At 68.6% G+C, this 26,205-nt stretch carries 23 protein-coding genes and 1 pseudogene; 15 read left to right on the top strand and 9 right to left on the bottom strand.

Annotated elements, in window-relative coordinates; all coding sequences use genetic code 11:
• The 4 genes from ACFCZF_RS06805 to ACFCZF_RS06820 all read left to right on the top strand — a co-directional run.
• The coding region (locus ACFCZF_RS06805; RefSeq protein ID WP_376670752.1) for a carbohydrate ABC transporter permease at window positions 1–545 on the top strand (545 nt) is incomplete at its 5' end.
• Between the two features lie 39 nt (window positions 546–584).
• On the top strand, window positions 585–1,496 hold the full coding sequence (locus ACFCZF_RS06810) for a carbohydrate ABC transporter permease (RefSeq protein WP_376670753.1): 912 nt from the start codon (window positions 585–587) through the stop codon (window positions 1,494–1,496).
• A gap of 23 nt (window positions 1,497–1,519) precedes the next feature.
• Entirely contained in the window at window positions 1,520–3,268 is a 1,749-nt protein-coding gene (locus tag ACFCZF_RS06815) for a glycoside hydrolase family 43 protein (protein WP_376670754.1), read from the top strand.
• Window positions 3,269–3,354: 86 nt separating this feature from the next.
• The gene (locus ACFCZF_RS06820) at window positions 3,355–4,407 is read left to right on the top strand and encodes a LacI family DNA-binding transcriptional regulator (RefSeq protein WP_376670755.1); all 1,053 of its coding nucleotides are present in this window, start codon (window positions 3,355–3,357) and stop codon (window positions 4,405–4,407) included.
• Window positions 4,408–4,666: 259 nt separating this feature from the next.
• On the opposite strand, the gene ACFCZF_RS06825 is transcribed toward ACFCZF_RS06820, so the two are convergent.
• Window positions 4,667–5,116 carry a CBM35 domain-containing protein gene (locus ACFCZF_RS06825; protein ID WP_376670849.1) on the bottom strand — a complete coding sequence of 150 codons (450 nt, stop codon included), beginning with the start codon at window positions 5,114–5,116 and terminating at the stop codon, window positions 4,667–4,669.
• A 388-nt stretch (window positions 5,117–5,504) separates the two neighbouring features.
• Between ACFCZF_RS06825 and ACFCZF_RS06830 the strand changes: the two genes are divergently transcribed.
• The 3 genes from ACFCZF_RS06830 to ACFCZF_RS06840 are packed head-to-tail and all read left to right on the top strand — an operon-like array spanning window position 5,505 to window position 7,768.
• On the top strand, window positions 5,505–6,218 hold the full coding sequence (locus ACFCZF_RS06830; protein WP_376670756.1) for a FadR/GntR family transcriptional regulator: 714 nt from the start codon (window positions 5,505–5,507) through the stop codon (window positions 6,216–6,218).
• Window position 6,219: 1 nt separating this feature from the next.
• Window positions 6,220–7,053 (top strand): sterol desaturase family protein, encoded by an 834-nt coding sequence (locus ACFCZF_RS06835; RefSeq protein WP_376670757.1) that lies wholly within the window; start codon window positions 6,220–6,222, stop codon window positions 7,051–7,053.
• A 1-nt stretch (window position 7,054) separates the two neighbouring features.
• On the top strand, window positions 7,055–7,768 hold the full coding sequence (locus tag ACFCZF_RS06840; RefSeq protein WP_376670758.1) for a lysoplasmalogenase: 714 nt from the start codon (window positions 7,055–7,057) through the stop codon (window positions 7,766–7,768).
• Window positions 7,769–7,837: 69 nt separating this feature from the next.
• Here ACFCZF_RS06840 and ACFCZF_RS06845 read toward each other — a convergent pair whose 3' ends face one another.
• The 6 genes from ACFCZF_RS06845 to ACFCZF_RS06870 form a co-directional block, all read right to left on the bottom strand.
• Window positions 7,838–12,079 (bottom strand): glycoside hydrolase family 6 protein, encoded by a 4,242-nt coding sequence (locus ACFCZF_RS06845; RefSeq protein ID WP_376670759.1) that lies wholly within the window; start codon window positions 12,077–12,079, stop codon window positions 7,838–7,840.
• Between the two features lie 538 nt (window positions 12,080–12,617).
• On the bottom strand, window positions 12,618–13,688 hold the full coding sequence (locus ACFCZF_RS06850; RefSeq protein ID WP_376670760.1) for a glycoside hydrolase family 43 protein: 1,071 nt from the start codon (window positions 13,686–13,688) through the stop codon (window positions 12,618–12,620).
• A 357-nt stretch (window positions 13,689–14,045) separates the two neighbouring features.
• A complete protein-coding gene (locus tag ACFCZF_RS06855; protein WP_376670761.1) occupies window positions 14,046–14,486 on the bottom strand; it encodes a transposase in 441 nt (146 codons plus the stop codon).
• Window positions 14,487–14,528: 42 nt separating this feature from the next.
• On the bottom strand, window positions 14,529–15,056 hold the full coding sequence (locus ACFCZF_RS06860; protein WP_376670762.1) for a transposase family protein: 528 nt from the start codon (window positions 15,054–15,056) through the stop codon (window positions 14,529–14,531).
• A 69-nt stretch (window positions 15,057–15,125) separates the two neighbouring features.
• Window positions 15,126–15,311 (bottom strand): DUF1737 domain-containing protein, encoded by a 186-nt coding sequence (locus ACFCZF_RS06865; protein ID WP_376670763.1) that lies wholly within the window; start codon window positions 15,309–15,311, stop codon window positions 15,126–15,128.
• 611 nt (window positions 15,312–15,922) lie between these two features.
• On the bottom strand, window positions 15,923–16,555 hold the full coding sequence (locus ACFCZF_RS06870) for a TetR/AcrR family transcriptional regulator (RefSeq protein WP_376670764.1): 633 nt from the start codon (window positions 16,553–16,555) through the stop codon (window positions 15,923–15,925).
• Window positions 16,556–17,282: 727 nt separating this feature from the next.
• On the opposite strand from ACFCZF_RS06870, the gene ACFCZF_RS06875 reads away from it, so the two are divergent.
• The 5 genes from ACFCZF_RS06875 to ACFCZF_RS06895 all read left to right on the top strand — a co-directional run bounded on the left by ACFCZF_RS06875 (window position 17,283) and on the right by ACFCZF_RS06895 (window position 23,706).
• Complete coding sequence (locus ACFCZF_RS06875) at window positions 17,283–18,380, top strand: ABC transporter substrate-binding protein (protein ID WP_375916437.1); 1,098 nt, start codon at window positions 17,283–17,285, stop codon at window positions 18,378–18,380.
• Window positions 18,381–18,451: 71 nt separating this feature from the next.
• Window positions 18,452–20,011, top strand: coding sequence for a sugar ABC transporter ATP-binding protein (locus ACFCZF_RS06880; RefSeq protein ID WP_375916434.1), 1,560 nt, complete (start codon window positions 18,452–18,454; stop codon window positions 20,009–20,011).
• Window positions 20,004–20,966 (top strand): ABC transporter permease, encoded by a 963-nt coding sequence (locus ACFCZF_RS06885; protein ID WP_375916431.1) that lies wholly within the window; start codon window positions 20,004–20,006, stop codon window positions 20,964–20,966. Before ACFCZF_RS06880 ends, ACFCZF_RS06885 begins: the two co-directional genes overlap by 8 nt.
• On the top strand, window positions 20,963–21,997 hold the full coding sequence (locus ACFCZF_RS06890; RefSeq protein WP_375916428.1) for an ABC transporter permease: 1,035 nt from the start codon (window positions 20,963–20,965) through the stop codon (window positions 21,995–21,997). The genes ACFCZF_RS06885 and ACFCZF_RS06890 overlap by 4 nt, the downstream gene beginning before the upstream one ends.
• A gap of 203 nt (window positions 21,998–22,200) precedes the next feature.
• Entirely contained in the window at window positions 22,201–23,706 is a 1,506-nt protein-coding gene (locus tag ACFCZF_RS06895) for a family 43 glycosylhydrolase (RefSeq protein WP_376670765.1), read from the top strand.
• 72 nt (window positions 23,707–23,778) lie between these two features.
• Here ACFCZF_RS06895 and ACFCZF_RS06900 read toward each other — a convergent pair whose 3' ends face one another.
• On the bottom strand, window positions 23,779–24,174 hold the full coding sequence (locus tag ACFCZF_RS06900; RefSeq protein ID WP_375916422.1) for a winged helix-turn-helix transcriptional regulator: 396 nt from the start codon (window positions 24,172–24,174) through the stop codon (window positions 23,779–23,781).
• Entirely contained in the window at window positions 24,171–24,737 is a 567-nt protein-coding gene (locus ACFCZF_RS06905; RefSeq protein ID WP_376670766.1) for an NADPH-dependent FMN reductase, read from the bottom strand. Before ACFCZF_RS06905 ends, ACFCZF_RS06900 begins: the two co-directional genes overlap by 4 nt.
• Window positions 24,738–24,950: 213 nt before the next feature.
• Here ACFCZF_RS06905 and ACFCZF_RS06910 point away from each other — a divergent pair, with 213 nt between their 5' ends.
• From ACFCZF_RS06910 to ACFCZF_RS06920, 3 genes and pseudogenes are all read left to right on the top strand, one after another.
• Window positions 24,951–25,430 (top strand): hypothetical protein, encoded by a 480-nt coding sequence (locus tag ACFCZF_RS06910; protein WP_376670767.1) that lies wholly within the window; start codon window positions 24,951–24,953, stop codon window positions 25,428–25,430.
• A gap of 24 nt (window positions 25,431–25,454) precedes the next feature.
• Window positions 25,455–25,763: pseudogene (locus tag ACFCZF_RS06915) on the top strand (alpha/beta fold hydrolase); the annotation flags it as partial.
• Window positions 25,764–25,851: 88 nt separating this feature from the next.
• Complete coding sequence (locus ACFCZF_RS06920) at window positions 25,852–26,205, top strand: alpha/beta hydrolase (protein WP_376670768.1); 354 nt, start codon at window positions 25,852–25,854, stop codon at window positions 26,203–26,205.

The raw sequence follows: 26,205 nt of genomic DNA on the forward strand, positions 1-26,205 counted from the left end.
CCGTCGCCCTCGTCTTCTCCCAGCTCTTCGGCCGGGACTTCGGCATCGTCAACTGGGCCCTGGAAGGCATCGGAGTCATCGACGACCCGGTCGACTGGACGGCGGACACATGGAGTTCGCATCTCGCCATCAGCTTCATGGTGATGTGGCGGTGGACCGGCTACAACGCGCTCATCTTCCTGGCCGCCATGCAGGCGGTGCCGCGCGACCTGTACGAGTCCGCCCAGATCGACGGTGCCTCCCGCTTCCTGACGTTCCGCAAGGTCACCCTCCCGGCGATCCGGCCGACCATCGTCTTCACCGTGGTGATCTCCACCATCGGCGGCCTCCAACTCTTCGCCGAACCCTTCCTGTTCGACCAGCAGGGCAACGCCGAAGGCGGGGCCGAGCACCAGTTCCAGACGCTCACGCTGATGCTCTACAAGTACGGCTTCATCAACAACGACGCCGGTTACGCGTCAGCCGTCTCCTGGGTGCTCTTCCTGGTCATCGCGGTCGTCGCGGCGGTGAACTTCCTGCTCGCACGCCGTGCCGAGCGCCGCTGACACCCGACCGACGCCCCCTTCGCCCACAGAGGAACCGACATGGCCGTCACCGCACCCACCCGGCCTCCCGCCGCTCGCGAGGAGCGCAAGCGCTTGGGGCTCCGCACCGTCCCGCGCCGCGGACCCGGAAGGCTCGACAAGGCGGGCCCCTTCGCCTACGCCCTGCTCGCGGCGATCACCGCCGCGTCCGTCTTCCCGCTGTACTGGAGTTTCGTCGTCGCCTCGCACGACGACAACTCCGTCCTCGCCGGATCGACACCTCCACTGGTCCCCGGCGGGCACCTGATCGAGAACATCCAGCGCGTCTTCGAACTCTCCGCCTTCTGGCAGGCTCTCGGAAACTCGCTGATCGTGGCCTCCACCACAGCCGTGTCCAACGTGCTGCTGTCCTCACTCGCGGGTTTCGCCTTCGCCAAACTCCGCTTCCGAGGGCGCAACCCGCTGCTCGTCTGCGTCGTGATCACGGTGATGGTGCCCACCCAGCTCGGCATCATCCCCCTCTACATGCTCGTCACGGACATGGGCATGTACGGCAAACTCTCCGCGCTGATCGTGCCCGCGCTGGTCTCCGCCATCGGGGTGTTCTGGATGCGGCAGGCCGTCGAGGAGAACATCCCCGACGAACTCATCGAAGCCGCCCGCATGGACGGAGCCGGGCTGCTGCGCACCTACTGGCACGTCGTCGTCCCCGGTGTGCGCACCACGGCGACGGTGCTCGGCATGTTCACCTTCATGTTCGCCTGGAACGACTACTTCTGGCCGCTGATCGCCCTGCCGCCGGAGAACGGCACCGTGCAGATCGCCCTCAACCAGCTCGCCGCCGGCTACTACACGGACTACACCCTCATGCTGGCCGGCGTCGTGGTGTCGGTGCTGCCCGTTCTCGTCGTCTTCACCGTCCTGGCCCGCCGGATCGTCTCCGGTGTGATGGCCGGCGCAGTCAAGGGCTGACCGCCCCCACGTTACGGAGTCCCATGACCACCCTGCCCTCCGTCCACGACCAGGACCGGCCCGGCCGCCGGGAGCCCGCGTCCACCGACACGACGCATGCGGCGACCATCGTCAACCCGGTTCTGCCCGGATTCCACCCGGACCCCTCCATCCTGCGCGTCGGTGACGACTACTACATCGCCACCTCCACCTTCGAATGGCTACCGGGCGTCTCCGTCCACCACTCGCGCGACCTCGTCCACTGGAATCCGCTCGGCGGCGTACTGCGCGAGCAACGCCTCATCGAGCTCAGTGGCCGGCCCGACTCGGGAGGCGTCTGGGCACCCTGTCTGTCATACACCGACGGACTGTTCCACCTGGTCTACAGCGATGTCACCAACCTCTCCGGGGCCTTCAAGGACGTACACAACCGGGTCACCACCGCGCCCGCGCTGGACGGACCCTGGTCCGACCCCGCCCCCTTCCCCTCCCACGGGTTCGACCCCTCCCTCTTCCACGACGACGGGCCCGACGGCGACGGACGCAGCTGGGCCCTGTGGATGCAGTGGGACCACCGGCCCGGCCGGCATCCCTTCGCCGGAATCCTGCTCCAGGAATGGGACCGCACCGAGCGCCGCGTCACCGGCCCGGCCCACCGGATATTCGGGGGGACCCGCCTCGCGCACACGGAAGGCCCTCACCTCTACCGGCGCAACGGCTGGTACTACCTGGTGACGGCGGAGGGCGGTACCTCCTGGGGACACGCCGTCACCGTCGCGCGCTCCAGAAAGATCATCGGGCCCTACGAGGCGGACCCGACCGGCCCGCTTCTCACCTCGGCGGGTCACGAGAGACTGCCACTGCAGAAGGCCGGCCACGGCAGCCTGGTGGAGACGCCGGCCGGCGAGTGGTACCTCGCCCACCTCATGGCCCGCCCCCTCAGCCCCCTCGGACCCTGCGTACTGGGCAGGGAAACCGCACTCCAGCGCGTCGAGTGGACCCCGGACGACTGGCCCAGGCTCGGGGGAGAGCCGCTCACCGGGAACCAGGACAACGCCGTGCCGAGAACGACCGTGCCCGGCCCCCGCCTTCCGCCCGCACCGATCGTCCACTCACCCGCTCGTGACGACTTCGACGAGCCGGCCCTCGCCACGCCCTGGTCGACCCTGCGCCGGCATCCGGACCCCTCCTGGCTCAGTCTCGGCGAGCGACCGGGACACCTGCGACTGCGCGGAGGCCAGTCACTGGGCTCCACACACGGGCAGAGCCTCGTGGCCCGCAGGCAGCAGTCCCTGCGCTTCGACTTCGCCGCACACCTCACCGCCGAGGCGCGTTCCCCGCTCCAGATGGCCGGCATCGTCCACTACTACAACTCCGGCCTCTGGCACTACCTGCACCTGACATGGGACGAGGACCTGGGCCGAGTACTGCGAGTCGGCGTCTGCGCGCACGGTGAGTACTTCGAACCGACCGCGCCGGTCACCGTCCCCAGCGGTCCGCTCGAACTGCGGCTCACGGTCCGGGAGGCCCAGGGCAACTTCTGCTGGCGCGCCGGGCATGACGCCGGGCATGACGCCGCGTGGCAGCGGATCGGCCCGGACCTCGACGTCACCCGCCTCTCCGACGAGAGCGCCACGAAGGGCGATCCGGCGACCGGCCACTTCACGTCATGGGGCTTCACCGGAGCCTTCGCCGGACTGTGCGCCCAGGACCTCACCGGCGCGGGCATGACGGCCGACTTCGACTGGGCCGAGTACCGGGAAACGGCGCCCGATCCCGGTGAACGGCCATGAGTGCGGGGCGCGGGGCACACGGCGGCCGACCGTTAGTCTTCCCAGTGAGGCACAGCACCCGCCACTCGACGGAACGGACGGCACGGATGACAGCGGAGAACCCGGAGGACACCGGCAGAGTCACCCTGAGTACGATCGCGTCCGCGGCCGGCGTTTCCGTCTCCACCGTCTCCAAGGTCCTCAACGGACGCTCCGACGTGTCCACGGACACCAAGGACCGCGTCGAGTCGGTCATGGACCGACTCGGATATCAGCGCCGCCCGGCACGGCGCCGCGGAGCCGTCATCGACCTGGTCCTCAACGAACTCGACAGCCTCTGGTCGATCGAGATCATCCGTGGCGTCGACGAGGTGCTGCACGCCGCGGGTGCCAGCGTGGTCCTCTCCGCGGTGCACGGACGCAGCTCCGACACCCGCGAGTGGATCGACCAGATGGCGGCGCGTCGTAGCAACGGAGCCATTCTGGTCGTCTCCGACCTCACCCCCCAGCAGCGGCGGCGACTGACCGCCATGGACGTCCCCTTCGTCCTCGTGGACCCGGTCGGAAGCGTCGACGCGCTCGTGCCGACCGTGGGAGCCACCAACTGGGCCGGTGCGGTCAGCGCCACCGAGCACCTCATCGAACTGGGCCACACCCGCATCGCGCACCTCGCGGGACCGCGCCAGGTGCTGTGCAGCAGAGCCCGCGCAGACGGCTTCCGGGCGACGATGGAACAGGCTGAACTCCCCGTGCCGGAGGGCTGGACACCCAACGGGGAGTTCAACGACGACTCCGGGAGAAGGGAGATGACCAGACTCCTCGACCTGGCGCACCAGCAGGGACAGCAGCCGCCCACCGCGGTCTTCGCCGCCAGCGACCTCCAGGCCCTGGGCGCCTTCGAAGTCCTGCGCGCCCGCGGCTACGCCATTCCGGAGGAGGTCAGCGTCGTCGGCTTCGACGACCTGCCGGTCGCACGATGGACCCACCCCCCTCTCACCACCGTCCGACAGCCGCTTCTCGACATGGCGGCCATGGCCGCGAACACACTTCTGCGCATCATCGACGGTGAACCCGCCGAGCACCTACGCCTCGAACTGGCGACCCAGTTGATCGTCCGAGGCAGTACGGCACCGCACGCACCGCCCGCAGGGCGCGCATGACGACGCACGAAGAACGCCTCCCAGCCCTCCGGTGAGGCGTTCTTCGAACGTGGACGGCATCATGCGTGCTCTACCGTCCTCCACGTCCAGACACTGGCGGCTGGATCCGGCAATCAGCCGGTAGCAGCCGCGGCCGACGTTCTCCAGCCGCCAGTCCTGGGCCGACTGCCCGTTTCCCTCAGACCATGCGGATGTCATGGCCGGTGCGGTTGACGGGTTCTCCTTCACCAGGCGGCATCGGTGAGTGGGCCTTCCGGCCCTAGCCGGTCCGCAGAGCCAGCCAGTCGACCTCGGCGTACCCCTGGCCCTTCGCCAGACGAATGCGGTTGGCGCCTGCGTACAGAGTGAGCCGGACGGTGGCCGTGCCCAGGACGGCGTCCTGCTTCGGCGTGCTCAGCCATGCTCCGGTCGACTGATAGCGCACCGTACCGACGGCGGTCCCGTCGACGGAGACCACGTGATCCGCCTCCTGGGCCAGTCCGTTGGCGTAGCCGATGTCGACCAGGTACGAGCCCGCACGCGGGGCGTCCACGGTGAACTCGACGGAGCTGGTGCCCCGGTCGACGCCGCCGACGTAGTCGGGGAACTCGTTCCAGTGGTAGTGGCGGATCGCCGCGTCGTTCACGTCGGCCGACTCGGCCTCGTAGCGGTGTGTGTCCGGTCGTACGTCGATGTAGTCCAGCTCGGTGTAGCCGGCGCCCTTTGCGATAGGAGGTGTCGCCGTCCCGGCTCTGGTGCTGGGCGAGCAGCACCTGGGACCCGTCGGTGAGACCGACTGGGGTGTCCGGAGTGGTGGTCACGCCGAACAGGATGCCGAGCCCGGCCTTCGACAGGGGGGCGGCCATCAGAGTGGTGGTGGCGAGCACGGTCGTGGTGGGGGCGGCCTGTCCAAGGGGCATGGGTGTCGCGCTCCCCGTAGTGACAGTGGCACGGTCGGACGGGGCCGGGAAGTGCCCCCGGGCGGATCGCTCGATTCCCGACACATGCGGCGGGAAGAACAGCCGCCGGTTTCGGGACAGCGCCCTGACTGGAAGTCGCCCGAAGTCAACTGGTCCAACCAGTTGACCAGTTCGTCGACGTGCCCGATCCTGAGCCGCATGACTGATCAACCCATCCGGCGTGAGGCGGTCTCCGACCAGCTCTACTCCGTGTTGCGCGACAGAATCATCGGCGGATCACTGCCGGCCGGCAGCGCCCTGACCGCCGAACGTGATCTGGCTGCCGAGTTCGGAGTGAACCGGCACGCCGTTCGTGAAGCCGTCAAACGACTGCAGCAGGCCAGGCTCATCGAGGTCAGCCACGGAGGCCGGACCCTGGTTCTCGACTGGCGGCACACGGCCGGGCTCGATCTCGCCGTGGGCATCGCCGGGGCCGGAGACGGTCCCGCCCTGCCGGGGCTCGCACGCGACGCTCTGGAGATGCGGGCGTGCGTCGGCGCCGACGCCGCCAGGCTGTGCGCCTCGCGCCGCACCCCGCAGGCGGCCGACGCCATCGTGGAGGGTGCGGGAAACTACGCGCAGGCCGGGCCCGACCTGGCCGCGCTGGGCGCCGCGGACATCGCCTGGTGGCGCCTGATCGTCGAGGGCTCGGGCAATCTGGCCTACCTCCTGGCGTTCAACAGCCTGGTGTGCGGCACCCTCGCGGTCGCCGACGTGCCCATGGACCTGCGCACGGCCGAACTCCTCGACGTCGACTCCCACCACCGACTCGCGGCCCACATCGCCGCTCGCGAGCCGGAAGCCGCCGAGCGCCTGGCACGGGAGCTGCTCTCGCGCAGCGTTCCGGCGCCGGCGCAGAGAACGGGGCGCTGACATGATTCCCGCCGTGGTCTACGCGATACCGGCTTTCGTGCTGCTGGTGGTCGTCGAAGCGCTCTCCTACCGGTTCCTGCCCGACGACGACGAACAGGGCTACGAGATACGCGACACGGTGACCAGCATGTCGATGGGCGCCGGGAGCCAGGTCGTCGGGCTTCCGTGGAAGGCGTTCACCGTCGTCGCCTACGCCGCCCTCTACACCGCCTCGCCGTGGCAGCTGTCGTCGTCCTCGGTGTGGACGTGGGTCCTACTGTTCTTCGCGGACGACCTGGCGTACTACGTCTTCCACCGAGCCCATCACCGGATACGGGTCCTGTGGGCGGGTCACGTGGTGCACCACTCCAGCGTCCGTTTCAACCTGTCCACGGCCCTGCGGCAGAGCTGGACGCCGATGACGACCCTGCCGTTTTGGCTGCCGCTGGCACTGCTGGGGGTCCCGCCGTGGATGATCCTGCTCCAGCAGTCGATCAGCCTCGTCTACCAGTTCTTCCTGCACACCGAACGGGTGGACCGACTGTGGAAACCCGTCGAGTGGGTCTTCAACACCCCCTCCCACCACCGTGTGCACCACGGCTCCAACAACGTGTACCTGGACCGCAACTACGGCGGCATCCTGATCATCTGGGATCGGCTGTTCGGCACCTTCGAGCCGGAGGGGGAACGCGTGGTCTACGGCCTGACGAAGAACATCGCCACGTACAACCCCGTGCGGGTCGCCTTCCACGAGTACGCGGCCACCTGGCGCGACGTACGCCGCGCGCGGTGCTGGCGCGACCGGATCGGGTATCTCTTCGGGCCGCCGGGCTGGTCGCCGCGAGTGGAGGTGTGACATGCCGCCACTGATCGCGGTGTTCGCCGGGCTCGCCGCCGTCGACATCACCGCCGTCGCGGCGGGGTGGCCGGTGCTGGAGTGGCTGAGCAAGCCGCTGCTCGCTCCCGTGCTCGCCCTGCACCTGTGGTTCACGACCGGCCGGCGGCACGCCGCGGTGCTCGCGGGGCTCGGCTTCGCCGCGGCCGGTGACATCGCGCTGCTGCTGCCCGGAGCCGGAGCGTTCGCCGTCGGGCTCGGCTTCTTCCTCGGCGCGCAGATCTGCTGGACCGCGGCCTTCGTCCGCGCGGGCGCGGTAGCCCATCTGCGGTCACGCCGGTCGCTGTGCGTCGGCTACCTCGCCGCGTGGAGCGCCGCTGTCGTCGTCTTGGCGCCGGCACTCGGCCCCGGGATGGCACTCGCCCTCACGCTGTACAGCCTGGCCCTGGTGGTGATGGCGGGCACCGCCCACGCCATGGGCCGGCGGGCAGCGTGGGGCGGAACCGTGTTCGTCGCCTCCGACCTGTTGATCGGTCTCGGCGCGGCAGGGGTCGACTTCGCGGGCCGGTCGCTGCTGGTGATGCCGACCTACACGATCGCCCTGTTCCTGCTCGTGACCGCGTTCACGGCCGACGCGGCGCGGACTGTGCAGGCCGGTGGCCGTGCCGCGGTCCCGTCCAGTGCGGCCGTCCCTATCGTCTCCTCGGCCGACCGACGGGCCGGCCGGGCCGAGTGACGGACGGGCTCCGGTGCACGGACGGACCCCGGTGCCCGCTAGCGCACCGGAGCCCGTCGTGCGCACGGGTCAGCTGCCGTAGACCCGCAGCTCGTAGAGCGAGATGCCGTACGGGGTCGCGCGCGTCTGCCCGAGGATCCGGACGTAGCGACCGCTGCCGTTCACGTTCAGGGTGTCGGTGCCTCCGTCACCGGTGGCGGTGTGGTGGAGGTCGGTCCACGTGCCGAAGTCGGGGTCGCCGGAGACCTGCACCCGGTACCCCTTGGCGTAGGCGGCCTCCCAGTCGAGGACGATCCTGGAGATCGTCTTCTCCGTGCCCAGGTCGACGTTGATCCACTGGTTGTCCCGGAACGTACTGCTCCAGCGCGTGGAGCCGTTTCCGTCCACCGCCTTGTCCGGCGAGTTGCCGCCGTTCTCGCTGGACGAAGCCCAGGCACGCTTGCCCTGGGACAGCAGGGTGCCGTCGTTTCCGTCGGGGGAGGTGGTCACGGCGAGCGGGGTGGAGGCGGCGGAGGCGTTGCCGGCCTTGTCGCGGGCCTTGACGGTGTAGCTGTAGGCCGTCGAGGCCGTGAGACCTGTGTCGGTGTACGAGGTTCCCCTCACCGTCGCCACCTGGACTCCGTCCCGTAGCACGGCGTATCCGGCGACGCCGCTGCCCCCGCTGTTGTCGGTGGAAGTGTTCCATTTGAGGGCGGCGGAGGTTGCGGTCTTCCCGGTACTGGTGAGTCCCGACGGCACGCTGGGCGCTGTGGTGTCCCCGGCCTCGGTCCGCGTGGTGACGGCGACCGCGGCCGAGGCGGCCGAGACGTTGCCCGCCGCGTCCTTGGCGCGGACGGTGTAGGAGTACGCCGTACCCGGCGTCAGCCCGGCGTCGGTGAAGGTGGGAGTGGCGGCGGTGCCCACCTTGGTCGAGCCGCGGTAGACGTCGTAGCCGGATACGGCCACGTTGTCGGTGGCCGCGTCCCAGGCGAGGGTGACACTGGTGGAGGTCTTGGCGGTGGACTTGAGCCCCGTCGGGACGGAGGGGGCCTGCTCGTCGTCGGCCGGGGGCTCGCCGCCGTAGAGATCCGCCAAGCTGATGCCGGTGGTGCTGTCGGCACCGCCGAGCCTGACCTGGTGGTCGAGGCTGACGAACTTGCCGCCGCTCTGCCACAGGGTCGGCTTCAACAGCGCGTACTTCGCCTCGTCCCAGGTCTCCCAGTCGTTGAGGAGGAGACCCCCTGTGTCACCGGAGTTGGGGTTGAGGCACCAGAAGGTCTGGTGGAGGCCGTTCTCGGCGATGAGGTCGCGCAGCGCCGTCATCCACTTCTGGTTGGGACCGTTGTCGAGAAAGCCGCCCCACTCGCCGATGAGCAGTGGCGAGATGTTCTCCTTGTGCAGGTAGAGCCAGTTGGGGTCCCAGACGTCGCGTTCGAGCGTGGTGCGGTTCCAGTCGCCCTGGAACCAGGGCTGCTGGTGGACCAGCGGACCGTAGTCGTGCGGGGAATAGACGAGCTGGTCGTTGTTCCGGCCCAGGTCGACGGGGTGTTCCTTGGCGCCCCGGAGGTTTCCGCCCCACCAGTTGAAGTGGTAGTCAGCCTCGATCCTGGACGACCAGGACTTGCCGGCCTTGGGGTAGATCTCGATGCCCTCGCACAGCACCAGGACATGGGGGTTGATGGCCAGGATGCGCTTGCCCGCGGTCTCACAGGCGTACTTGAAGTTGTCCTGGTCGGTCGAGCTGTCCCACTTGGCGCGCGGACTCTCGGTGTGCTTGCCGTGCGGCTCGTTCTTGATGTCCATCGCGACGAGCGTGTCGTTGTCCTTGTAGCGGGCGGTGACCCACTCCCAGGCGGTGTAGAACTGCTCGGTGGTGATCGCACCCTTCCACCACACCGGGTAGATGTGGCCGGAGTTGTCCGCCTCGGCGCTGTGCACGTCCAGCATCACCTTGATGCCGTATCGCTCGCACAGGTCCAGCCAATGGTCGAAGACCTCCAGGGTGGTGAGGTCCTTCAGCTCCGGGTTGGCGTAGGTGTTGACGCCGCTGGGGACGGCTGCCTGGCCGTTCTTCCACTCCAGCAGCAACTGCGTGGAGATCGGCACACGGACGATGTTGATGCCGCGGTCGGCCATGGCCTTGGTGATGTCGGTGACGTTGCCGGACCACAGGCCGTGGAAGACCCGCTCGGTCGCGTTGAACCCGAACCAGTTGGTGCCGGTGAGCCAGACCTTGTTGCCGTCCTCGTCGACGATCTGGTTGCCCTCGGTGTGCAGCCAGTCCTTCCCGGTGCCGGCCGCGGTCGCCTTCGTGCGGGCCGAGACGGCCGAGGAGGCGGGTGAGGTGTTGCCCGCGGCGTCCCGAGCTCTGACGGTGTAGGCGTAGGCGGTGTCGGCGCTCAGACCGGAGTCGGTGTACGTGGTGCCGGTGACAGGAGCGGTATTGATCCTGGTGTTGCCCCGGTACACGTCGTAGCCGGTGACCCCGGTGTCGTCGGACGAAGCCGACCAGGACAGGGACACCGAGGTGGTCGTCGTGGCGGTGACCCGCACCGCACCGGGGGTCGTGGGCGCGTGTGTGTCGTCGCCACCCGAGGCGGCGTCGGTGGTGACGTTCAACGCTCCCGACGGGCTGGAGGTGTTGCCGGCCGCGTCACGTGCTCGGACGGTGTACGTGTACGCGGTCGACGCGTCCAGACCGGAGTCGGTGTAGACGGTGCCGGTGACGGGAGTGGAGTTGACCTTTGTGGTTCCCCGGTAGACGTCGTAGCTCGTCACGCCGATGTTGTCGGTGGCCGCGCTCCAGGACAGGGACACGCCGCCGGAGGTCTTTCCGGTGCTCTTCAGCCCGGTCGGCGCGGTGGGCGCCTCACGGTCACCGGCTCCGCTCTCCGGGATGACGGGGTAGGCGTTCCTGACCAGCATCTCGAACTGCTTGTCGAACCAGTGTCCGGCCAGCGGGGCGTCCGGGAGTGCGCCGGTCTTGTTGCCGCCCGCATTGGGCGCCGTGTAGGCCGGGTCGCACATCGGGTCCTGGCGCTTGCCCTCGTCGTTCGGGATGTCCTCGCTGGCACCGTCGGACTCACCCGGCGGCTTGACCCATACGAAAGCGTCGATGTGCGAGTCCGGATAGCCCTGCGGCGCGGCCTGCGGCGGGGCGCCGATGCCCGCACCCGACGTGTTGCACCACAGCCCCCGGTGGGCCCTTCGGTCGACCTTCGACTCGTTGACGTAGGTGTCGAGCACGGAGCTCGTGGACTGTGACCCGGGACGGTCGGCTCCTCCCCAGCCATTGCGCGAGGTGTCGACCAGCATGCCCGTGGAGGCGGGCCAGCCCTGGTCCACGAGCGCGTCGTGGACCGCCGCGGTGAAGTCGGACTCGTCGAACTGGGCGTTCCACTCGTAGTACTTGCCGCCCTTGACCGGCTGGCCGCTCACGGTCTTTGCCGGGTCGGGCAGGTAGGGCTCGGCGACGGGCGTGTAGTTGGAGACGTTGGTGATGAGCCCGTCGACGCTCGCCAGACCCTTCTCCGTGCCCTTCACCACGTCCGTGTACAGCTGCACGGTCTCGGTGAGGTTGTCGTCCCACCCCAGCCAGCCCGAGTGGGCGAAGTCCATGTAGGTGTAGACGTTCGGAATCGCGTGCAGTTCGTCGAGTGCGTACCGTACGGCGTCCACCTGGATGCCGCTGGCCTTCGCGGCCTGGCACTCGGGGTCACTCGCGACATTGGTCACCAGGTTGGGCAGCCCGTCCGGCTCTATCACGGTGGTGATGCGGATGCCCGCGTACTTCGGGTCGGCGAACACCTCCGTGATGGCGTCGATGTAATCGCTCTTGTACCGCTCCAGTCCTTCCTCGGTCAGCGGAAGTTCGCCGTTGGAGGCCAACGCCGCGCAGTCCCGGCCGGGCAGGTCGTAGACCACGACCGTCGCGGTGATGGGCTGCCCCGGCTTCTTCTGCCCCAGGGCGAGGTCGAGATGGTCGCGCAGACTCTTGCGCCCCGCGTTCGCCTCTCCGCCGTGGATGGCCGCGATCCGGTCCATCCACACCGCGGTGGGATACGACTTGACCGTCTCCATCTTCGCTTTGAGCGAGGAGTCGTCGGTACGGGAGATGGAGCCGTCGACCATCTCCGAGTAGTCGGGGTTGACGTAAGCGCCTGCGCCGGCGAAGGGGTTGTCGACGTGGGCCTCGGCAGCTGCGGCTGCGGCTGTCGGCGTAGTGGCCGGTGGCTCGACAGAGGCGGTAAGTACCGCTGCGGCGGCAGTGGCCGTGGCCGTGGCCGCCGCGAGGGCGGCTCCTGCGGTCCGGCGTCTTCTGTGGAATCTCACGGGGTGCCTTCCTGTGTCTTCCAGAGAGAACGGAGAGCTTGGGAGCGCTCCCACGAGACGGTGGCACGACAGGACTGCGAGGCGGAAGGCGTGTGTGTGAAACCGTCGATTCCCGAGGCGACTACCGGCAGCACGGTGCGGGTGTTTCGAGACACCGGGCGCCGCCGTGCGGCTGAATCATGGCGGTCACCGGCGCCGAGCAGCCACGTGGCTTCCAACGGCTCTGCGGCTTCGGTACGAAGCAGTTGGCGTCGCGACAGAATCGTCACCACAGGAGGCACTGCGTCGCGCACCAGCTGTGTCGACCGCAGCCAGCCAGGCACGTAGACGGACGGACGGCACCGTTCGATCGCGGCGACCAGTCGGCCGGGCAACTCGACGGCCCGTCCGTTCGCGTGACGAGTTCCGACGGAAAGCTCGCCGTTCGCTGTTGAGTCTCACCAACCGGTTGCCGGCGGGTGGTCGAGGAGCAGTAGCCAGTAGGGCCTCTCCACCGTTGCCGTGTCGTAAGACCGTTGGCTCTCGTTGGGACGCGGAGTCACTCGAAGAACTTGAGGCTCCAGCCGGTGTCGGTGTTCGCTCCGGGGACGTTGGTCCGGCTGTAGGTCGTGCTGCCCCACCAGCAGAACGTGCCGGTGTACCAGTAACGGTTCTCCCACGCGTACGGCGTCCCCTTCGGAACCGCGTGGAACATCAGCGGGAAGCGCGGGCCGGCCGGCGGGCTGGTGTTGATGTCGCCGTCCAGGAGGACGAAGCTGTGGTGGCCGGGGCCGTTGACGTGGAGAGTGGGGTCCCACCCGGGCATCATCGTGGCGCGGTTGGAGCCGAACAGGCAGCCGTTGGACTTGTACCAGTCCCATACGTGCGTCGGGTCGCCGCCGACCTTCAGCCTCAGGTCGGCGATGCAGTACTGGTCGCTCCAGCTGCCGTTGGCGGAGTACGCGATGTGCAGCTGCCCGCTGGGGTCCTTGATGGGTTCGGGTCCCTCGTTGATGAACGGGTTGCCGACCACCCGCTCCCACGGCTCGCGCGGCTGGGAGATGACGTACCGCGCGCCGGTGGGTGTGGTCGGGCTGCTCATTCGGGCGATGTAGAGGTTCTGCTCGACGTTGGTGTCGCCGGCCCAGCCGGACCAGACGAACCAGCGCTGGCCGTTGAAGGTGAACAGGGTCCCGTCGATGGCCCACTTGTCGTCCGGCAGGGCCATGCGCGTCTCGGCGGTGTACCCGTGGTCCGGAGCGGCGGAGCTGATCACGTACATCCGGTGGCCGGCCCCGCGGCCGGCCGAGAAGTAGATGTAGTAGCGGCCGCCGTCCCGCACGATCTCCGGGGCCCAGACCTCACCGAGTCCGCGGGAGTCCGACCAGACCTGCCGAGCGGGCGCCGAGGCGAGAGCGGCCGTCGACGGGGCCTGCCGCACGACGATGCCACCACCTGCCGACTGCACCGAGACATAGGTGCCACCGACCCGGATGACGCTCGGGTCCGCGGCCCGCAGGGCGGTCTGGTCAGCCTGGGCAGGCTCGGCGGACGTCAGGGACAGGCCGGCGGCGAGCACGCCGGACAGCGCGAAGGCGGCGGCGCCGGATAGACAACGAGCAAGCTTCATGGTCCCGTTTCCATGGTTGGTCTCCGCTTCGACGTCGCGCCGGCGAAGCGCCGGAGTGAGGACGACGTCCGGTCGGGATCGCGTCGGAGGAGGTTGTGGGGGCGACCCTGGCCGTCGAGTCTCTCGACTGTCATGCCGAGATTTACATCGATGAAAGAGTGTTCTCACAGCATTGCGACTAGCGCGGGACATGTCAATGAAAAGGGCGGTCCGTGGCTGGCGTCGACAACTGGCTGCGGTGCGGCGCGGAGGCCTCGAGTCGGGTGCCGGAACCTGATGGGCTGTTCGGCGATCGTCTACGACCTTGGGAGCGATTGAGGTTCGGGCGTGCTGCCTGACGGATCGGACGGTGAGTGATCAGCAGGCCGCCGGTCGGACGAGCACCAGTGCGGTGCTCGTGCGGCGTCGCGGCACCCTCTTGGCGGAACGGTCGGAGACGATGCCGGCGATGGCAAGGTGGGTTTGAGGGTTGGTCTCGCGCCGTCCGGTGAACCGCTGCGGCGGCCGCCACTGCTGGTACTCGGCATTGGTGTGCTCGACGTGGATCCGGGCCGAAGACTGGCGGCGATGCCGCTCGCGCGAGGCGATGTGCTCGCCCAGCGGGGCATCGTCCTTCGGCTTCTTCGGCGGGGCGTCTACCTGTTCGGGGAACTCGTTAGTCAGTCCGCGGTAGCCCTCGTCGACCTCGGCCTTGGCTTCGGAGTGCTGGCGGAACTGCTCGGCGATGCCCTCGTGCGCATCGCGGTCTGGTCGTGCATGCGGCCGGGACGGACCTCGCAGTTGAACAGAGTGCGGCATTGGCCGTCGCTGAAGGTGGTGGTTCTTGATCGTGTTCTGCTTCTACTTGCCGGAGATGAACGCCCTGCGGCCCGGGCGGCCCGTTTTCGGGCGGCGGACCTGGACCTCGGTACCGTCGAGCCGCAAGCAGACGCCCTCGGGATCCGCGTCGGCGAACACGTCCTCCAGTGTGCGGAGGACAATGCCGGGACGGTCGGGCACGGCGAAGCCACGGTCCGCCGGCGCAGCCCGGACCTCGCGTACCGCGTTCGAGACGATGGAGCGGGCCACCGCGTACAACTCGGCGAGCGCCGCGTGCGACAGACCAAGCCGCAGGTGCACCAGCGTGACCAGCAGCCGGTCGACGAGAACCAACCGCTGCTTCGGCCCGGCTCCCCCTGCCCGGCGCCCGTCCCCGCCGCGTCCCCGCCGCGTCCCCGCCGCGTCCCCGCCGCGTCGCCGGCGCGGCGCCGACCCGCGGGCAGCCTCCCAACGCGGGGCGAGTTCTTCGAGCGACTCGCCGAAGTGTGCGCGGGAGACCCCGGACAGGGCGGGATGGGAACGGGTCGTACGGGCCCGGGCAAGCGTCACAACTGGCCAAACCTGTACGGCCCTTCCCGCGTCACGGGCCGACCGCGATCACCGCAGCCCTCAAGGTCCCTACGACCGCGTCGGCCAGACCAACGCCTGGGCGACGATGACGTTCTCCCCGTTGAAGGTGACGGCAGGGCCCTCGTGCAGCTCGTAGCCAAGGCCCAACGCCTCGCTCACACGGTGGCAGAACGCGGCATCGTCCGGCCCGGTCAAGACCCGGTAGACGGGCAATCCGTCTGGCGGTGTACTCATGGGCGAAGGATCTCACGCAAGCCCAGGTGCCCATGAGCGGCCCAGCTCACTTGCTCCCGAGGTCGTAGGGCGTGGTCTCGCGGAAGACCGACGTTCGACGGCGTGGAGCGCCTCGGCGAGGAGGCGCCGCCGCGTACGTGGCCACCGCGCTGGACATGGCGACCTGGGGTCGCGTTCTTGGACCGGTGATGGAATTCTGCATAGCATTTCAGCCGGAGAGCCGTCACCGGCTGCCCTGTGGGGCAGCCGGGCAGCCGGGCAGCCCGGCAGAGCCGAGCGCCGTGTCCTGCCGTTCTGTCGCAGCCGATCTTCCGGGCGGACAGCGGCACTTGGCCGGTATTCCGGCGAGCGGTCGGATCACCCTCACTACGCGAATCCGGATCGACTCGGACCCCGCATCGACTTGGACGACCCGCGCAGGGCTCCCGCGACCCGCGTTCACGGCAGTACGAGAGGCAGCACGAGGGCCACTGCCCCAGCCATCACCATGCCGATGCCCATTGGCCGGACGGGTACCGCAGTGTGCCGGCGAAGCCGGAGTGGTCCACGGTCATCGGTCCTGTGTCTGGCGCACGTGGTCCATGTCCTCGCCGATGGCAGCCAGGACGCCGTCACTCGGCTCCCGACAGCAGTGCGGCGGCGAACCCCGTCAGGTGGTCGGCCAGTACGGCGGGGTCGTCGGTCATGCCGCGCTCCAGCCAGTCGATGATCACCTCGGTGACGCCTGCGACGAGAGCGAGCAGCAGCCGTTCGCGGCGGAGCCGGTCGCGGGGCCGTGGCACGGAGCGACGGACGAGCCGGCCCACCAGCTCGGCGTTCTTGCGCAGTACGCCACGGCGCCGCAGTTCCATGCGGGGGGCGTTGATGTAGATGACACGTGCGGAATCCGGGTGCTCGGCCAGCATGGTCACCAGGGCCGTCATCATCGGACGCAGTAGCGCGTCGAGGTTGTCGGGCTCCTTGGGAGCCGCGGCCGACATCCCTGCCAGCAGCCAGTCGTTCTCCTGCCGGTGCACGGAGAGCAGCAGGTCCTCGCGGTCGGTGAAGTGGTCGTAGAAGTAGCGCTTGGCCACCTTCGCGCGGGCGCAGACCTCGGCCACCGTGACGTCGTCGTACGAACGGGCGGCGAAGAGCTCCAGGGCTGCCCGGCTGATCCGTGCCCGCCTGTCAGCCGTCCGTTCCTCCCGTGACTGGCCCCCGTATGTCTCGCCCCGCGGGCGTGTGGCCCGTGCCGGCTCGATCACCCTGTTCCCCTTCTCCCACCACAGTGCCGCGTCCGCGCCACCATGGCGTGACCGTGCTCCTCCCCGTGAACTTCTCAGGTCCGACGACAGCGCTGCTCGCCTGACCGGATGCGATGACAAACAAGGACGCGAGCGTTCCAGAAAGCGTGTCGAACTACGACGCATCCCGTACTGCTTGCCGCGACACTTCCGGCAGGCGTGCGGGGGACCGGTCATGTCGTCCGCCGTCCAGTGAGGCGAAGTCCTCCGTGTCGGATCCACCCGTCGCTGTCTGGAACGTCTGCGTACCTGATCACATGGCAACCTACCACTGCTCGTGGAGGCTGCACAGAGATGTGAGCGGGGTGGGTGGGTGGACGGGTCGTGCGGACCGAGGTCACATGTCGATTACGTATTGACGTCGTGCATCAAATGGGCTGTAGGTGTGACTGAACCTCTAGGGGAACGCGTACGACTCAATCGGGAGTGCGGGCTACTCGGTAAAAGCCCTGCGTAGTGGACAGGTTGGCTGCCGACGCAATCGGGTTCGCCTGGTTCGTCGCACCGTGTCCTCGGTCTCCGCAGCACGCTCGCGGGTTGTGCGCAGGGGCTTTACAGCATCCTTGCAACGATGTAAAAACCTCCTTGCGGCGGACCGGACGAAGTCCAACGCCGGGGGAGAAGTGCTAATTCGCAACGTAGTTCAGCTCCCCAGTTCCCTTTCAGCGTCGCCCGGATCGGGGTCACCATGCAGCGCACCACTCACCGCCCTCACCTCCTCGCCCGTCCCGTGGTCGTGGCCCTGGCCGCCGCGGTGGCTCTGACCGCGACCGCCTGTGCGAAGTCGGAGGACGACGCGTCGGACAAGCCGAAGTCTTCGGCGGACGCCGCCGGTGCCGAGCAGAAGGTCGTCACGCCGAAGCCGGGCAGCAAGGGCTGCACCATCGACGCCTACGGCGCGGAGAAGATCGACCTGAAGGACGCCACCGTCGGGTTCTCCCAGTCGGAGAAGGAGGCCAACCCGTTCCGCATCGCGGAGACTCAGTCCATCAAGGACGAGGCCGAGAAGCGCGGTGTGAAGCTGTTGACGGCCAACGCCCAGTCGCAGTTCTCCAAGCAGATCAGCGACGTGCAGAACCTTCTGGCCAAGGGGGCCGACCTGCTGGTGATCGCCCCGCTCAACTCCGACGGCTGGGACCCGGTGCTGCAGGCAGCCGCGGCCAAGAAGGTGCCGATCATCACGATCGACCGCAAGATCAACGCGGAGCCCTGCAAGGACTACGTCTCCTTCATCGCCTCCGACTTCGTCGAGCAGGGCCGACGCGCCGCGGACCAGATGATCGAGGCGACGGGCGGCAAGGGCGAGGTCGCCATCCTGCTCGGCTCGGCCGGAAACAACGTCACCACCGAGCGCACCAAGGGCTTCAAGGAGCGGATCGCGGAGAAGGCCCCGGACCTGAAGGTCGTTTTCGAGCAGACCGGTGACTTCGCCCGCGAGAAGGGGCAGCAGGTCACCGAGCAGCTCATCCAGTCCAAGCCGGGCATCAAGGGGATCTACGCCGAGAACGACGAGATGGGCCTCGGCGCGGTGACCGCCCTCAAGGGCGCGGGCAAGAAGGCCGGCGACGTCAAGATCGTCACGGTGGACGGCACCCGCAACGCCGTCCAGGGCGTCGTGGACGGCTGGATCAGCGGCGTCATCGAGTCCAACCCGCGCTTCGGACCGCTGGCGTTCCAGACGCTGGACACCTTCACCAAGGGCGAGGAAGTCCCCCAGGACATCATCATCCAGGACAGCGCCTACAACGCCGACAACGCCAAGCAGGACATCGGCAAGGCCTACTGACCTCCCTGGAGGGCCCGGCTCCCACCGGGCCCTCCTTCGCTCCCTCACTCAATCTCTTCCTGGAGGCACAGGTGGCACCCCCCGCCGAGGTCCTCGCCGTCCGCGGGCTCAGCAAGACCTTCCCCGGTGTCCGGGCCCTGGACGGTGTGGACCTCACCCTGCACCCCGGTGAGGTGCACGCCCTCATCGGCGAGAACGGCGCCGGCAAGTCCACACTCATCAAGGTGTTGACCGGCGTGTACCGACCGGACGCCGGAGACATCACCTTCCAAGGGGAACAGGTCTCCTTCGGGACACCGCTGGAGGCTCAGAAGGCCGGTATCTCCACCATCTACCAAGAGGTCAACCTCATCCCGCTGCTGAGCGTGGCCCGCAACCTGTTTCTCGGCCGCGAACCCCGCAACCGCCTCGGCCTGCTGGACTCCGCCCGCATGAACCGGGAGGCCGAGGAAACGCTGCGGACCTTCGGTGTCCGGGTGGACGTGCGGCAGTCGCTGCGCACCCTCGGTGTCGGCGCCCAGCAGATGGTCGCCCTGGCCCGTGCCGTGGCGACGGACGCCCGGATCGTCATCATGGACGAGCCGACCTCCTCGCTCGAACCGCGCGAGGTGGAGACCCTGTTCTCGGTGATCCGGCGCCTGCGCGACGCGGGCATCGCCGTCGTCTACGTCAGTCACCGCCTGGACGAGCTGTACGCCATGTGCGAGACGGTCACCGTGCTGAGGGACGGACGCCGTGTGCACCATGGCCGGCTGGCCGACCTGGACCGCCTCGACCTGGTCTCCACGATGCTCGGCCGGGAGCTGGGCGAGGTCCGCGCCGAGGGCACGACCAAGTTCACCGGCGACCACCACGCCGCCGACGCTCAGCCGGTCCTGGAGGCGAGCGACCTCACCGTGCCCCACAAGCTTCACGGCGTCTCGGTCAGTATCCGCCCCGGCGAGGTCGTCGGTCTCGGTGGGCTGCTCGGTTCCGGACGCACCGAGACGGCGAAGGCCATCTCCGGTGCGCTGCCGCTCCGTTCCGGCCGCGTCATGGTCGCCGGGGCCCCGCTGCGTGGCGGTTCCACGCCGGGTGCCATCCGGGCGGGGATCAGCCTGTTGCCCGAGGACCGCAAGAGCGAGGGCATCGTCCCGGGTCTGTCGGTCCGCGAGAACATCGCGCTGGCCGCCCTGCCCCGGCTCTCCCGCTTCGGTCTGGTCTCCGAGGCACGCGTGGACAGCATCGTCGACACCTTCATGGAACGGCTGCGCATCAAGGCGTCCTCGCCGCACCAGAAGGTCGGCGAACTGTCCGGCGGCAACCAGCAGAAGGTGCTCCTCGCCCGCTGGCTGGCCATGAACCCCAAGGTGCTGCTCCTGGACGAGCCGACCCGCGGCATCGACGTCGGCGCCAAGGCCGAGGTCCAGAAACTCGTGGACGAACTGGCCGGGGACGGCCTGGGCGTCCTGCTCATCTCCTCCGACCTGGAGGAACTGATCGAAGGGTCCGACCGCGTGGTCGTACTGAAGGACGGTGCGGTCGTCGGCGAGCTGACCGGCGACGACGTCACCGAGGACAAGCTGATGCGCACCATCGCGGGCGGCGACCCGGCGTACGACGCGGTGAAGGAGGCGGCCACCGATGGCTGAAGCCACCCTCCGCACCACCCCGCTGGACAAGGCGCGTCTCCTGCAGTGGCTGCAGACCTACGGCGTCTACGCCGGCGTGGCCCTGCTCCTGGTCGTCAACATCGTCATCACCCCGCACTTCCTGTCCGCGGAGAACTTCCGCACCCAGGCCGTCCAGGTCGCACCCGTCATCATCGTCGCGCTGGGCATGGCCCTGGTCATCGGCACCGAGGGCGTGGACCTGTCGGTCGGCGCGGTGATGGCCCTGGCAGCCTCGGTGACGGCCCTCTACCTCGGCTACGGCCTGCTGCCGGCCCTGCTCGTGGTGGCACTGTTCGCCGCCGGTGTGGGCCTGGCCAACGGAGCACTGGTCGCCTTCATCGGCGTCCAGCCCATCGTGGCGACCCTCGCTCTCATGGTCGGCGGCCGGGGCCTGGCCCTCGTGTTGCTCCCGCAGCTGGAGGACCTGCACAACCCGGCGCTGGCCTCCCTCGGCTCCGGTGACATCGCCGGCATCCCGTACCTGATCCTGATCGCCGCCGCCCTGGCGCTGCTGGTCGCGTTCGTGGTCCGCCGCACCACCTTCGGCCGCCAGCTGCTGGCCATCGGCGACAGCCGTCCCGCCGCCCAGCTCGCGGGGCTGCCGGTGCGCCGCGTGCTGATCATCGTGTACATCGCCTGTGCGCTGCTCGCGGCGGTCGCGGGCGTGCTGGCCACCGCCCGGCTCCAGGCCAGCGACCCGACCTCGCTGGGCAACCTGATGGAACTGTCCGCCATCACCGCCGTCGTGGTCGGCGGCACCCCGCTGACCGGCGGCCGGGTCAACATCGCAGGCACCGTGGCCGGAGCGGTGCTCATCCAGTTGCTCACCGCCACCCTGATCAAGCATGATCTGCCGCCCTCGTGGACCCAGATCGCCCAGGCCATAGTGATCGTGTGCGCGGTCTACGCGGCACGGGGACGGGGGAAGCGATGAGCGCCACCAGGACGGACACGCCCGTGACCACCGCGAGCAACGAACCCACGGACGCCACCGGGCCGGTGGGCTCCGCGCGCTCCGAGCGGCTGAGCGCCCTGGTCCAGCAGCACGGCGCCCTGGCGGTGCTGGTGCTCGTCTCGATCATCGCCTCCTTCAGCTTCGACTCGTTCGCCACCGGCGACAACGTCTCGAACATGGCGACCAGTTCGGCGTTCCTCGCGATCGTCGCCCTCGGCATGACCTTCGTCATCATCACCGGCGGCATCGACCTGTCCGTCGGCTCCCTCTTCGCCCTAGGCGGCGTCCTGGCGGCCTGGGGATCCCGTCACGGCACGCTGGTGGCGCTGCTGCTGCCGCTCGTGGTCTGCGGCCTGATCGGCGTCGTCAACGGTCTGCTGGTCGCCCGCTCCCGCCTGGCACCCTTCATCGTCACGCTGGCCGCCATGCTGGGGGCGCGCGGACTGATGCTGGCCATCACGGACGAGGGCGCGAACACGTACCTGATCGGCAAGGGTTCGTTCCTCGCCGAACTCGGCCAGGGCACCACCCTGGGCATCGGTAACCCGGTGTGGATCATGCTGGCGCTGTTCGTGGCGGGTGCCGTCGTCCTGCGCCGTACCCGGTTCGGGCAGCATGTGTACGCGGTCGGCGGCAACGAGGACGCGGCCGCGCTGATGGGCGCGCCGGTGGCTCGCACCAAGATCGTCGTCTACACGCTGTCCGGGGTGCTGGCCGGACTGGCCGGCGCGCTCAACGCCGCCTGGCTCGCCTCCGGCGTGACCATCCTCGGCAACGGCATGGAACTGGACGCCATCTCCGCCGTCGTCATCGGCGGCACCCTGCTCACCGGTGGCCTCGGCTACGTCAGCGGTTCACTGGTCGGTGTCCTGCTCCTGAAGGTCATTCAGAACATCATCAACCAGATAGGATCCCTGGACTCCTCCTACCAACTCGTCGTCAGTGGCGCCTTCCTGGCCCTCGTCGTGGTCGCCCAGACCTGGCTGGGCCGCAGACGGCAACTGACGTGACCGAATCCCGGACGCGGCAGCCGTGCCTTTCACGCCCCGGCCGCCGCGTCCGGTCCAGCCGGCCGGCCGGGCCCACGACAGGAGTCGCGCCGCAAGGGGCGCGACGACACCTTGACGTGACTCGAACAGTCTGTGCAATCTCAGTGGAACGTGTTCGTTCCTGTTGCTTCAGTTGGCCCCCAACCCATCGGAGCTCCTCAGCCATGACTGCCAGAACGACCGGGCGGCTCGTCGCCAAGTCCTGTGCCTTACTGCTCGTCGGCGGCCTCGTCGCGATGCTCTCGCCCTCCGCCGCCGTCGCGGCGCCCGAGTACTCGACCTCCGAAGCCGGCAACCCCTTCGTCGACGGCTGGTACGCCGACCCCGACATAGAGGTGTACGACGGCCGCTACTGGGTTTTCCCCACGACTTCGAAGGGCTACTTCGAGCAGACCTATCTCGACGCGTTCTCCTCGACCGACCTGATCCACTGGACCAAGCACAGCAACGTCCTCACGACGGCGAACGTCTCCTGGGCGAAGTACGCGGTGTGGGCCCCGGCGCCGGTCGAACGCAACGGTAAGTACTACCTGTACTTCGCCGCCAACGACATCCAGAACAACTCCCAGCTCGGCGGCATCGGCGTGGCCGTCGCGGACCGTCCCGAGGGTCCGTACAAGGACGCCCTCGGCAAGCCGCTGATCTCGCAGTTCCACAACGGCGCCCAGCCCATCGACCAGGACGTCTTCATCGACGACGACGGTCAGGCGTACATGTACTACGGCGGCTGGCACCACGCCAACGTCGTCAAGCTCAATCCGGACATGACGAGCCTCGGCACCTTCGCCGACGGATCCACCTACAAGGAGATCACCCCGGACAACTACACCGAGGGCTCCTACATGTTCAAACGGAACGGCAAGTACTACCTGATGTGGTCCGAAGGTGCTTGGACCGGGCCGGACTACTCGGTGTCCTACGCCATGTCCGACTCGCCCACCGGCCCCTTCAGGAAGATCGACAAGGTCCTCGCCCAGGACCCGGCGGTCGCCAAGGGCTCCGGTCACAACTCCGTCGTCAACGTGCCGGGAACCGACACCTGGTACATCGTCTACCACCGCCGCCCGCTCAGCGAGACCGACGGCAACCACCGTCAACTCGCCTACGACCGAATGCACTTCAACCCGGACGGCACCATCCGGCGCATCGGGATGCAGGTGAAGGACAACTTCGCCGACGGCAACGCGCTGGGCTGGAAGACGTACGGCGGGTCCTGGTCGGCCGGCGAGGGGCGTTACCGGGTGGGTCACGACCTGGGCGGCAAGGCGCTGCTCGACACGAACTTCGCCGATTTCACGTACGAGGCCGATGTGGCGGTCACATCGGGGGGCGGGGATGCCGGCCTGACGTTCCGGGTGACCAGGCCTTCAGTCGGCTGGGACAGCTACTCCGGGTACTACGCCGGCATCAGCCCGAGCGGCAAGGTGGTGCTCGGTCGGGCGAACGACTCCTGGACGCAACTCGGGGCCACCCAGATGTCCATCACTCCGGGCTCCACCCACCGAATGCGCGTCACGGCCGTCGGCTCGTCGATCAAGGTGTTCGTCGACGACATGACGACACCGAAGATCGCTGTCACCGACGGTACCTACCGCAGCGGCGCGAACGGTGTCAGGGTCTTCGATGCCGCCGGTTCCTTCGACAACGTGGCGGTGAGTCCACCGCGGTGATCCGTGCATCACCTGCGCCCGGGCGCCCTTCTGAGGCTTCTGCCGGGGATCGACCGCGGCGCCGTGCCACCATCAGGGCGCAGCGGTCGGGCTGCCGTCGTCCGGCTTGGGGTGAGCGTTCTGCCGCGCCTCGTCCGACGACGACGGAGCGTCGATCCACTCGTGGGACCAGGCGATCACCGCGTCCAGTACCGGTTCCAGTTCCCGCCCCTTACGGGTGAGGTGGTACTCGGTGCGGGCTGGGGGACCGGGCGAGACGCGGCGGATCACGATGGATTCCGCTTCCAGCGTGCGCAGTCGCTGGGCGAGGAGTGTGTCGCTGAGCCCCGGAACGGCCTGCCGGATCTGCGTGTACTGATGGTGACCGGTGAACAGAGCCCGGAGAATCGCCCCGGTCCAGCGCGCGCCGATCAGCTCGATGGCGGCGTGGAACCGGGTGCACACCCGGTGGAGGGAGTCCACGGTCACCGCATCCGCAGTGGGCGCAGGACATGGGTCAGACGTACCAGCTCGTCGAGCATCGCCTTGGCGCCGGCCTCCATGGCCTCGTTGGCCTCGACACGGCCGTCGACGACGAACTGCTGCACGAAGGGAATGGAGACGGCCTCGGGGACGGGCGTCATCCTGAGAGCCGACACCACCTGCTTGACCATCTGCGCAGCCCTCGTCCCGGCGGAGACTCCGCCGTAGCTGACCAGACCGACCGGCTTGTGTGCCCACTCCTGGTGAAGGAAGTCCAAGGCGTTCTTGAGTTCCGCGTTGAAGCCGTAGTTGTACTCGGGCATGACGAAGACGAACGCGTCCGCCTCCGTGACCTTCGCGCTCCACGCACGGGTGTGGCCGTGTACGTATCGGCCCAGGCGCGGGTGGTTCGGCTCGTCCATGAACGGCAGGTTCACCTCCGCGAGGTCGACGAGTTCGACTTCCTCGAAGCCGCCGTGCCGTCGAGCGAACTCGTCCATCCACTTCCCGACGGGCAGGCCGACCCGTCCGGGCCGGGTGCTGGCGATCACGATCTCGAGTTTGGCCACGGCATCTCCTTCATGAGCCCGGCGATGCGGGCGGCAGGCAACTGTCGCCCGCCACTGTACTAAGGATTGCTTAGTTATCTGCCCGTGGCGTCAGCGCGCCTCCGTGGCATCGGTCACGCCCGCCCGACCCCGTTCACGCGCAGTCCCGGCGAGCGTCGAAGGCCCGTGTACATCGCCGACGCACCCCGCCTGCCCGCTGATACGACACTGCCCGTGCGGAGCAACGAAGCAGGCGTCCCCCTGCTCTTCCAGGGGCAGGTCAGGGCAGGGGACGGCGCCGCGCTGGCGGGAGCGATCGTCGAGATCTGGCACGCCGACGACGAGGGCTTCTACTCCCAGTTCGCGCCCAGCCTCCCCGAGTGGAACCTGCGGGGGACGGTCGTCGCCGACGACCAGGGCAACTACAGCATCCGCACCGTCCAGCCCGCGCCCTACCAGATCCCCACCGACGGCTCCTGCGGCAGGCTCATCCGCGCGGCCGGCTGGCATGCCTGGCGACCCGCCCACCTGCACCTGAAGGTGTCGGCCGTCGGTCACCAACTCGTCACCACCCAGCTCTACTTCAAGGACGGCAGCCACGTCGCCGACGACATCGCCTCCGCCGTCAAGCCGGAACTGATCCTCGACCCGACGCCGGTGTCGGACAGCACCGGCCGCGAGGTCACGTACGACTTCGTTCTCGACAAGGCGTGATCGACAGTGCTGTACGCGGTGAAGATGAACGTCTCCATCCCGAGCGGCCTCGCCCTGGGGCCCTCCCTGGGCACAGTCTTGTGGGAGCCGGCTCTCGCGGGGCTGAGCAAGCACTGGCGCGTACTGCGCTTCGATCTGCCCGGCCATGGTGGGACACCGGCGCGCCTGCTGCCCCACCGCGGTCCGGGAAGCGCCACGGTCGCCGACCTCGCGCGGCTGGTGCTCGTCCTGGTCGACCATCACGGCTACGACACTTTCCACTACGCGGGCATCTCACTCGGCGGTGCTATCGGTGCGCACTTGGCCGTGCACAGTCCCGATCGCGTCGCGTCTCTCGGACTCGTCTGCACCTCCGCTCGTTTCGGTACGTCTGCACAGTGGCGCGACCGTGCTCGTTCGGCGGGAGGGGACGAGATCCCTGTTGCCGACGACTCCGGCGCGCTGGTTCGCCGACCCGCGTGCATCGGACACGTTCCTCGGACGCGCCCTGCTGAGATCCGAGGCCGAGGCCGACCCGGCAGGCTATGCGGCGTGCTGCGACGCCCTCGCCGATTTCGACATGCGCGGGGACCTGCACCGGATCACCGCGCCAACCCTGGTCATCGGAGGAAGGCGCGATACTGCGACGCCGCTGGATCACGCACACCAACTGGTGGACGGAATCGCGGATGCCACGTTGCTGACGGTGGCCGCGGGACATCTCGCCGTGGAGCGTCCCTCAGCCGCCATGGCAGCGATGCGAGCACATCTCGGGCGTGCCCGGCACAGCAGCTGA

The sequence above is a fragment of the Streptomyces sp. NPDC056296 genome (assembly GCF_042268605.1).
Taxonomy (GTDB): domain Bacteria; phylum Actinomycetota; class Actinomycetes; order Streptomycetales; family Streptomycetaceae; genus Streptomyces.

Bases quoted from the DNA above. Each gene is read 5' to 3' on its own strand.
- ACFCZF_RS06810 (WP_376670753.1), top strand. From the start codon at position 585: ATGGCCGTCACCGCACCCACCCGGCCTCCCGCCGCTCGCGAGGAGCGC.
- ACFCZF_RS06815 (WP_376670754.1), top strand. From the start codon at position 1,520: ATGACCACCCTGCCCTCCGTCCACGACCAGGACCGGCCCGGCCGCCGG.
- ACFCZF_RS06820 (WP_376670755.1), top strand. From the start codon at position 3,355: ATGACAGCGGAGAACCCGGAGGACACCGGCAGAGTCACCCTGAGTACG.
- ACFCZF_RS06830 (WP_376670756.1), top strand. From the start codon at position 5,505: ATGACTGATCAACCCATCCGGCGTGAGGCGGTCTCCGACCAGCTCTAC.
- ACFCZF_RS06835 (WP_376670757.1), top strand. From the start codon at position 6,220: ATGATTCCCGCCGTGGTCTACGCGATACCGGCTTTCGTGCTGCTGGTG.
- ACFCZF_RS06840 (WP_376670758.1), top strand. From the start codon at position 7,055: ATGCCGCCACTGATCGCGGTGTTCGCCGGGCTCGCCGCCGTCGACATC.
- ACFCZF_RS06850 (WP_376670760.1), bottom strand. From the start codon at position 13,688: ATGAAGCTTGCTCGTTGTCTATCCGGCGCCGCCGCCTTCGCGCTGTCC.
- ACFCZF_RS06855 (WP_376670761.1), bottom strand. From the start codon at position 14,486: ATGCCGCACTCTGTTCAACTGCGAGGTCCGTCCCGGCCGCATGCACGA.
- ACFCZF_RS06865 (WP_376670763.1), bottom strand. From the start codon at position 15,311: ATGAGTACACCGCCAGACGGATTGCCCGTCTACCGGGTCTTGACCGGG.
- ACFCZF_RS06875 (WP_375916437.1), top strand. From the start codon at position 17,283: ATGCAGCGCACCACTCACCGCCCTCACCTCCTCGCCCGTCCCGTGGTC.
- ACFCZF_RS06885 (WP_375916431.1), top strand. From the start codon at position 20,004: ATGGCTGAAGCCACCCTCCGCACCACCCCGCTGGACAAGGCGCGTCTC.
- ACFCZF_RS06890 (WP_375916428.1), top strand. From the start codon at position 20,963: ATGAGCGCCACCAGGACGGACACGCCCGTGACCACCGCGAGCAACGAA.
- ACFCZF_RS06895 (WP_376670765.1), top strand. From the start codon at position 22,201: ATGACTGCCAGAACGACCGGGCGGCTCGTCGCCAAGTCCTGTGCCTTA.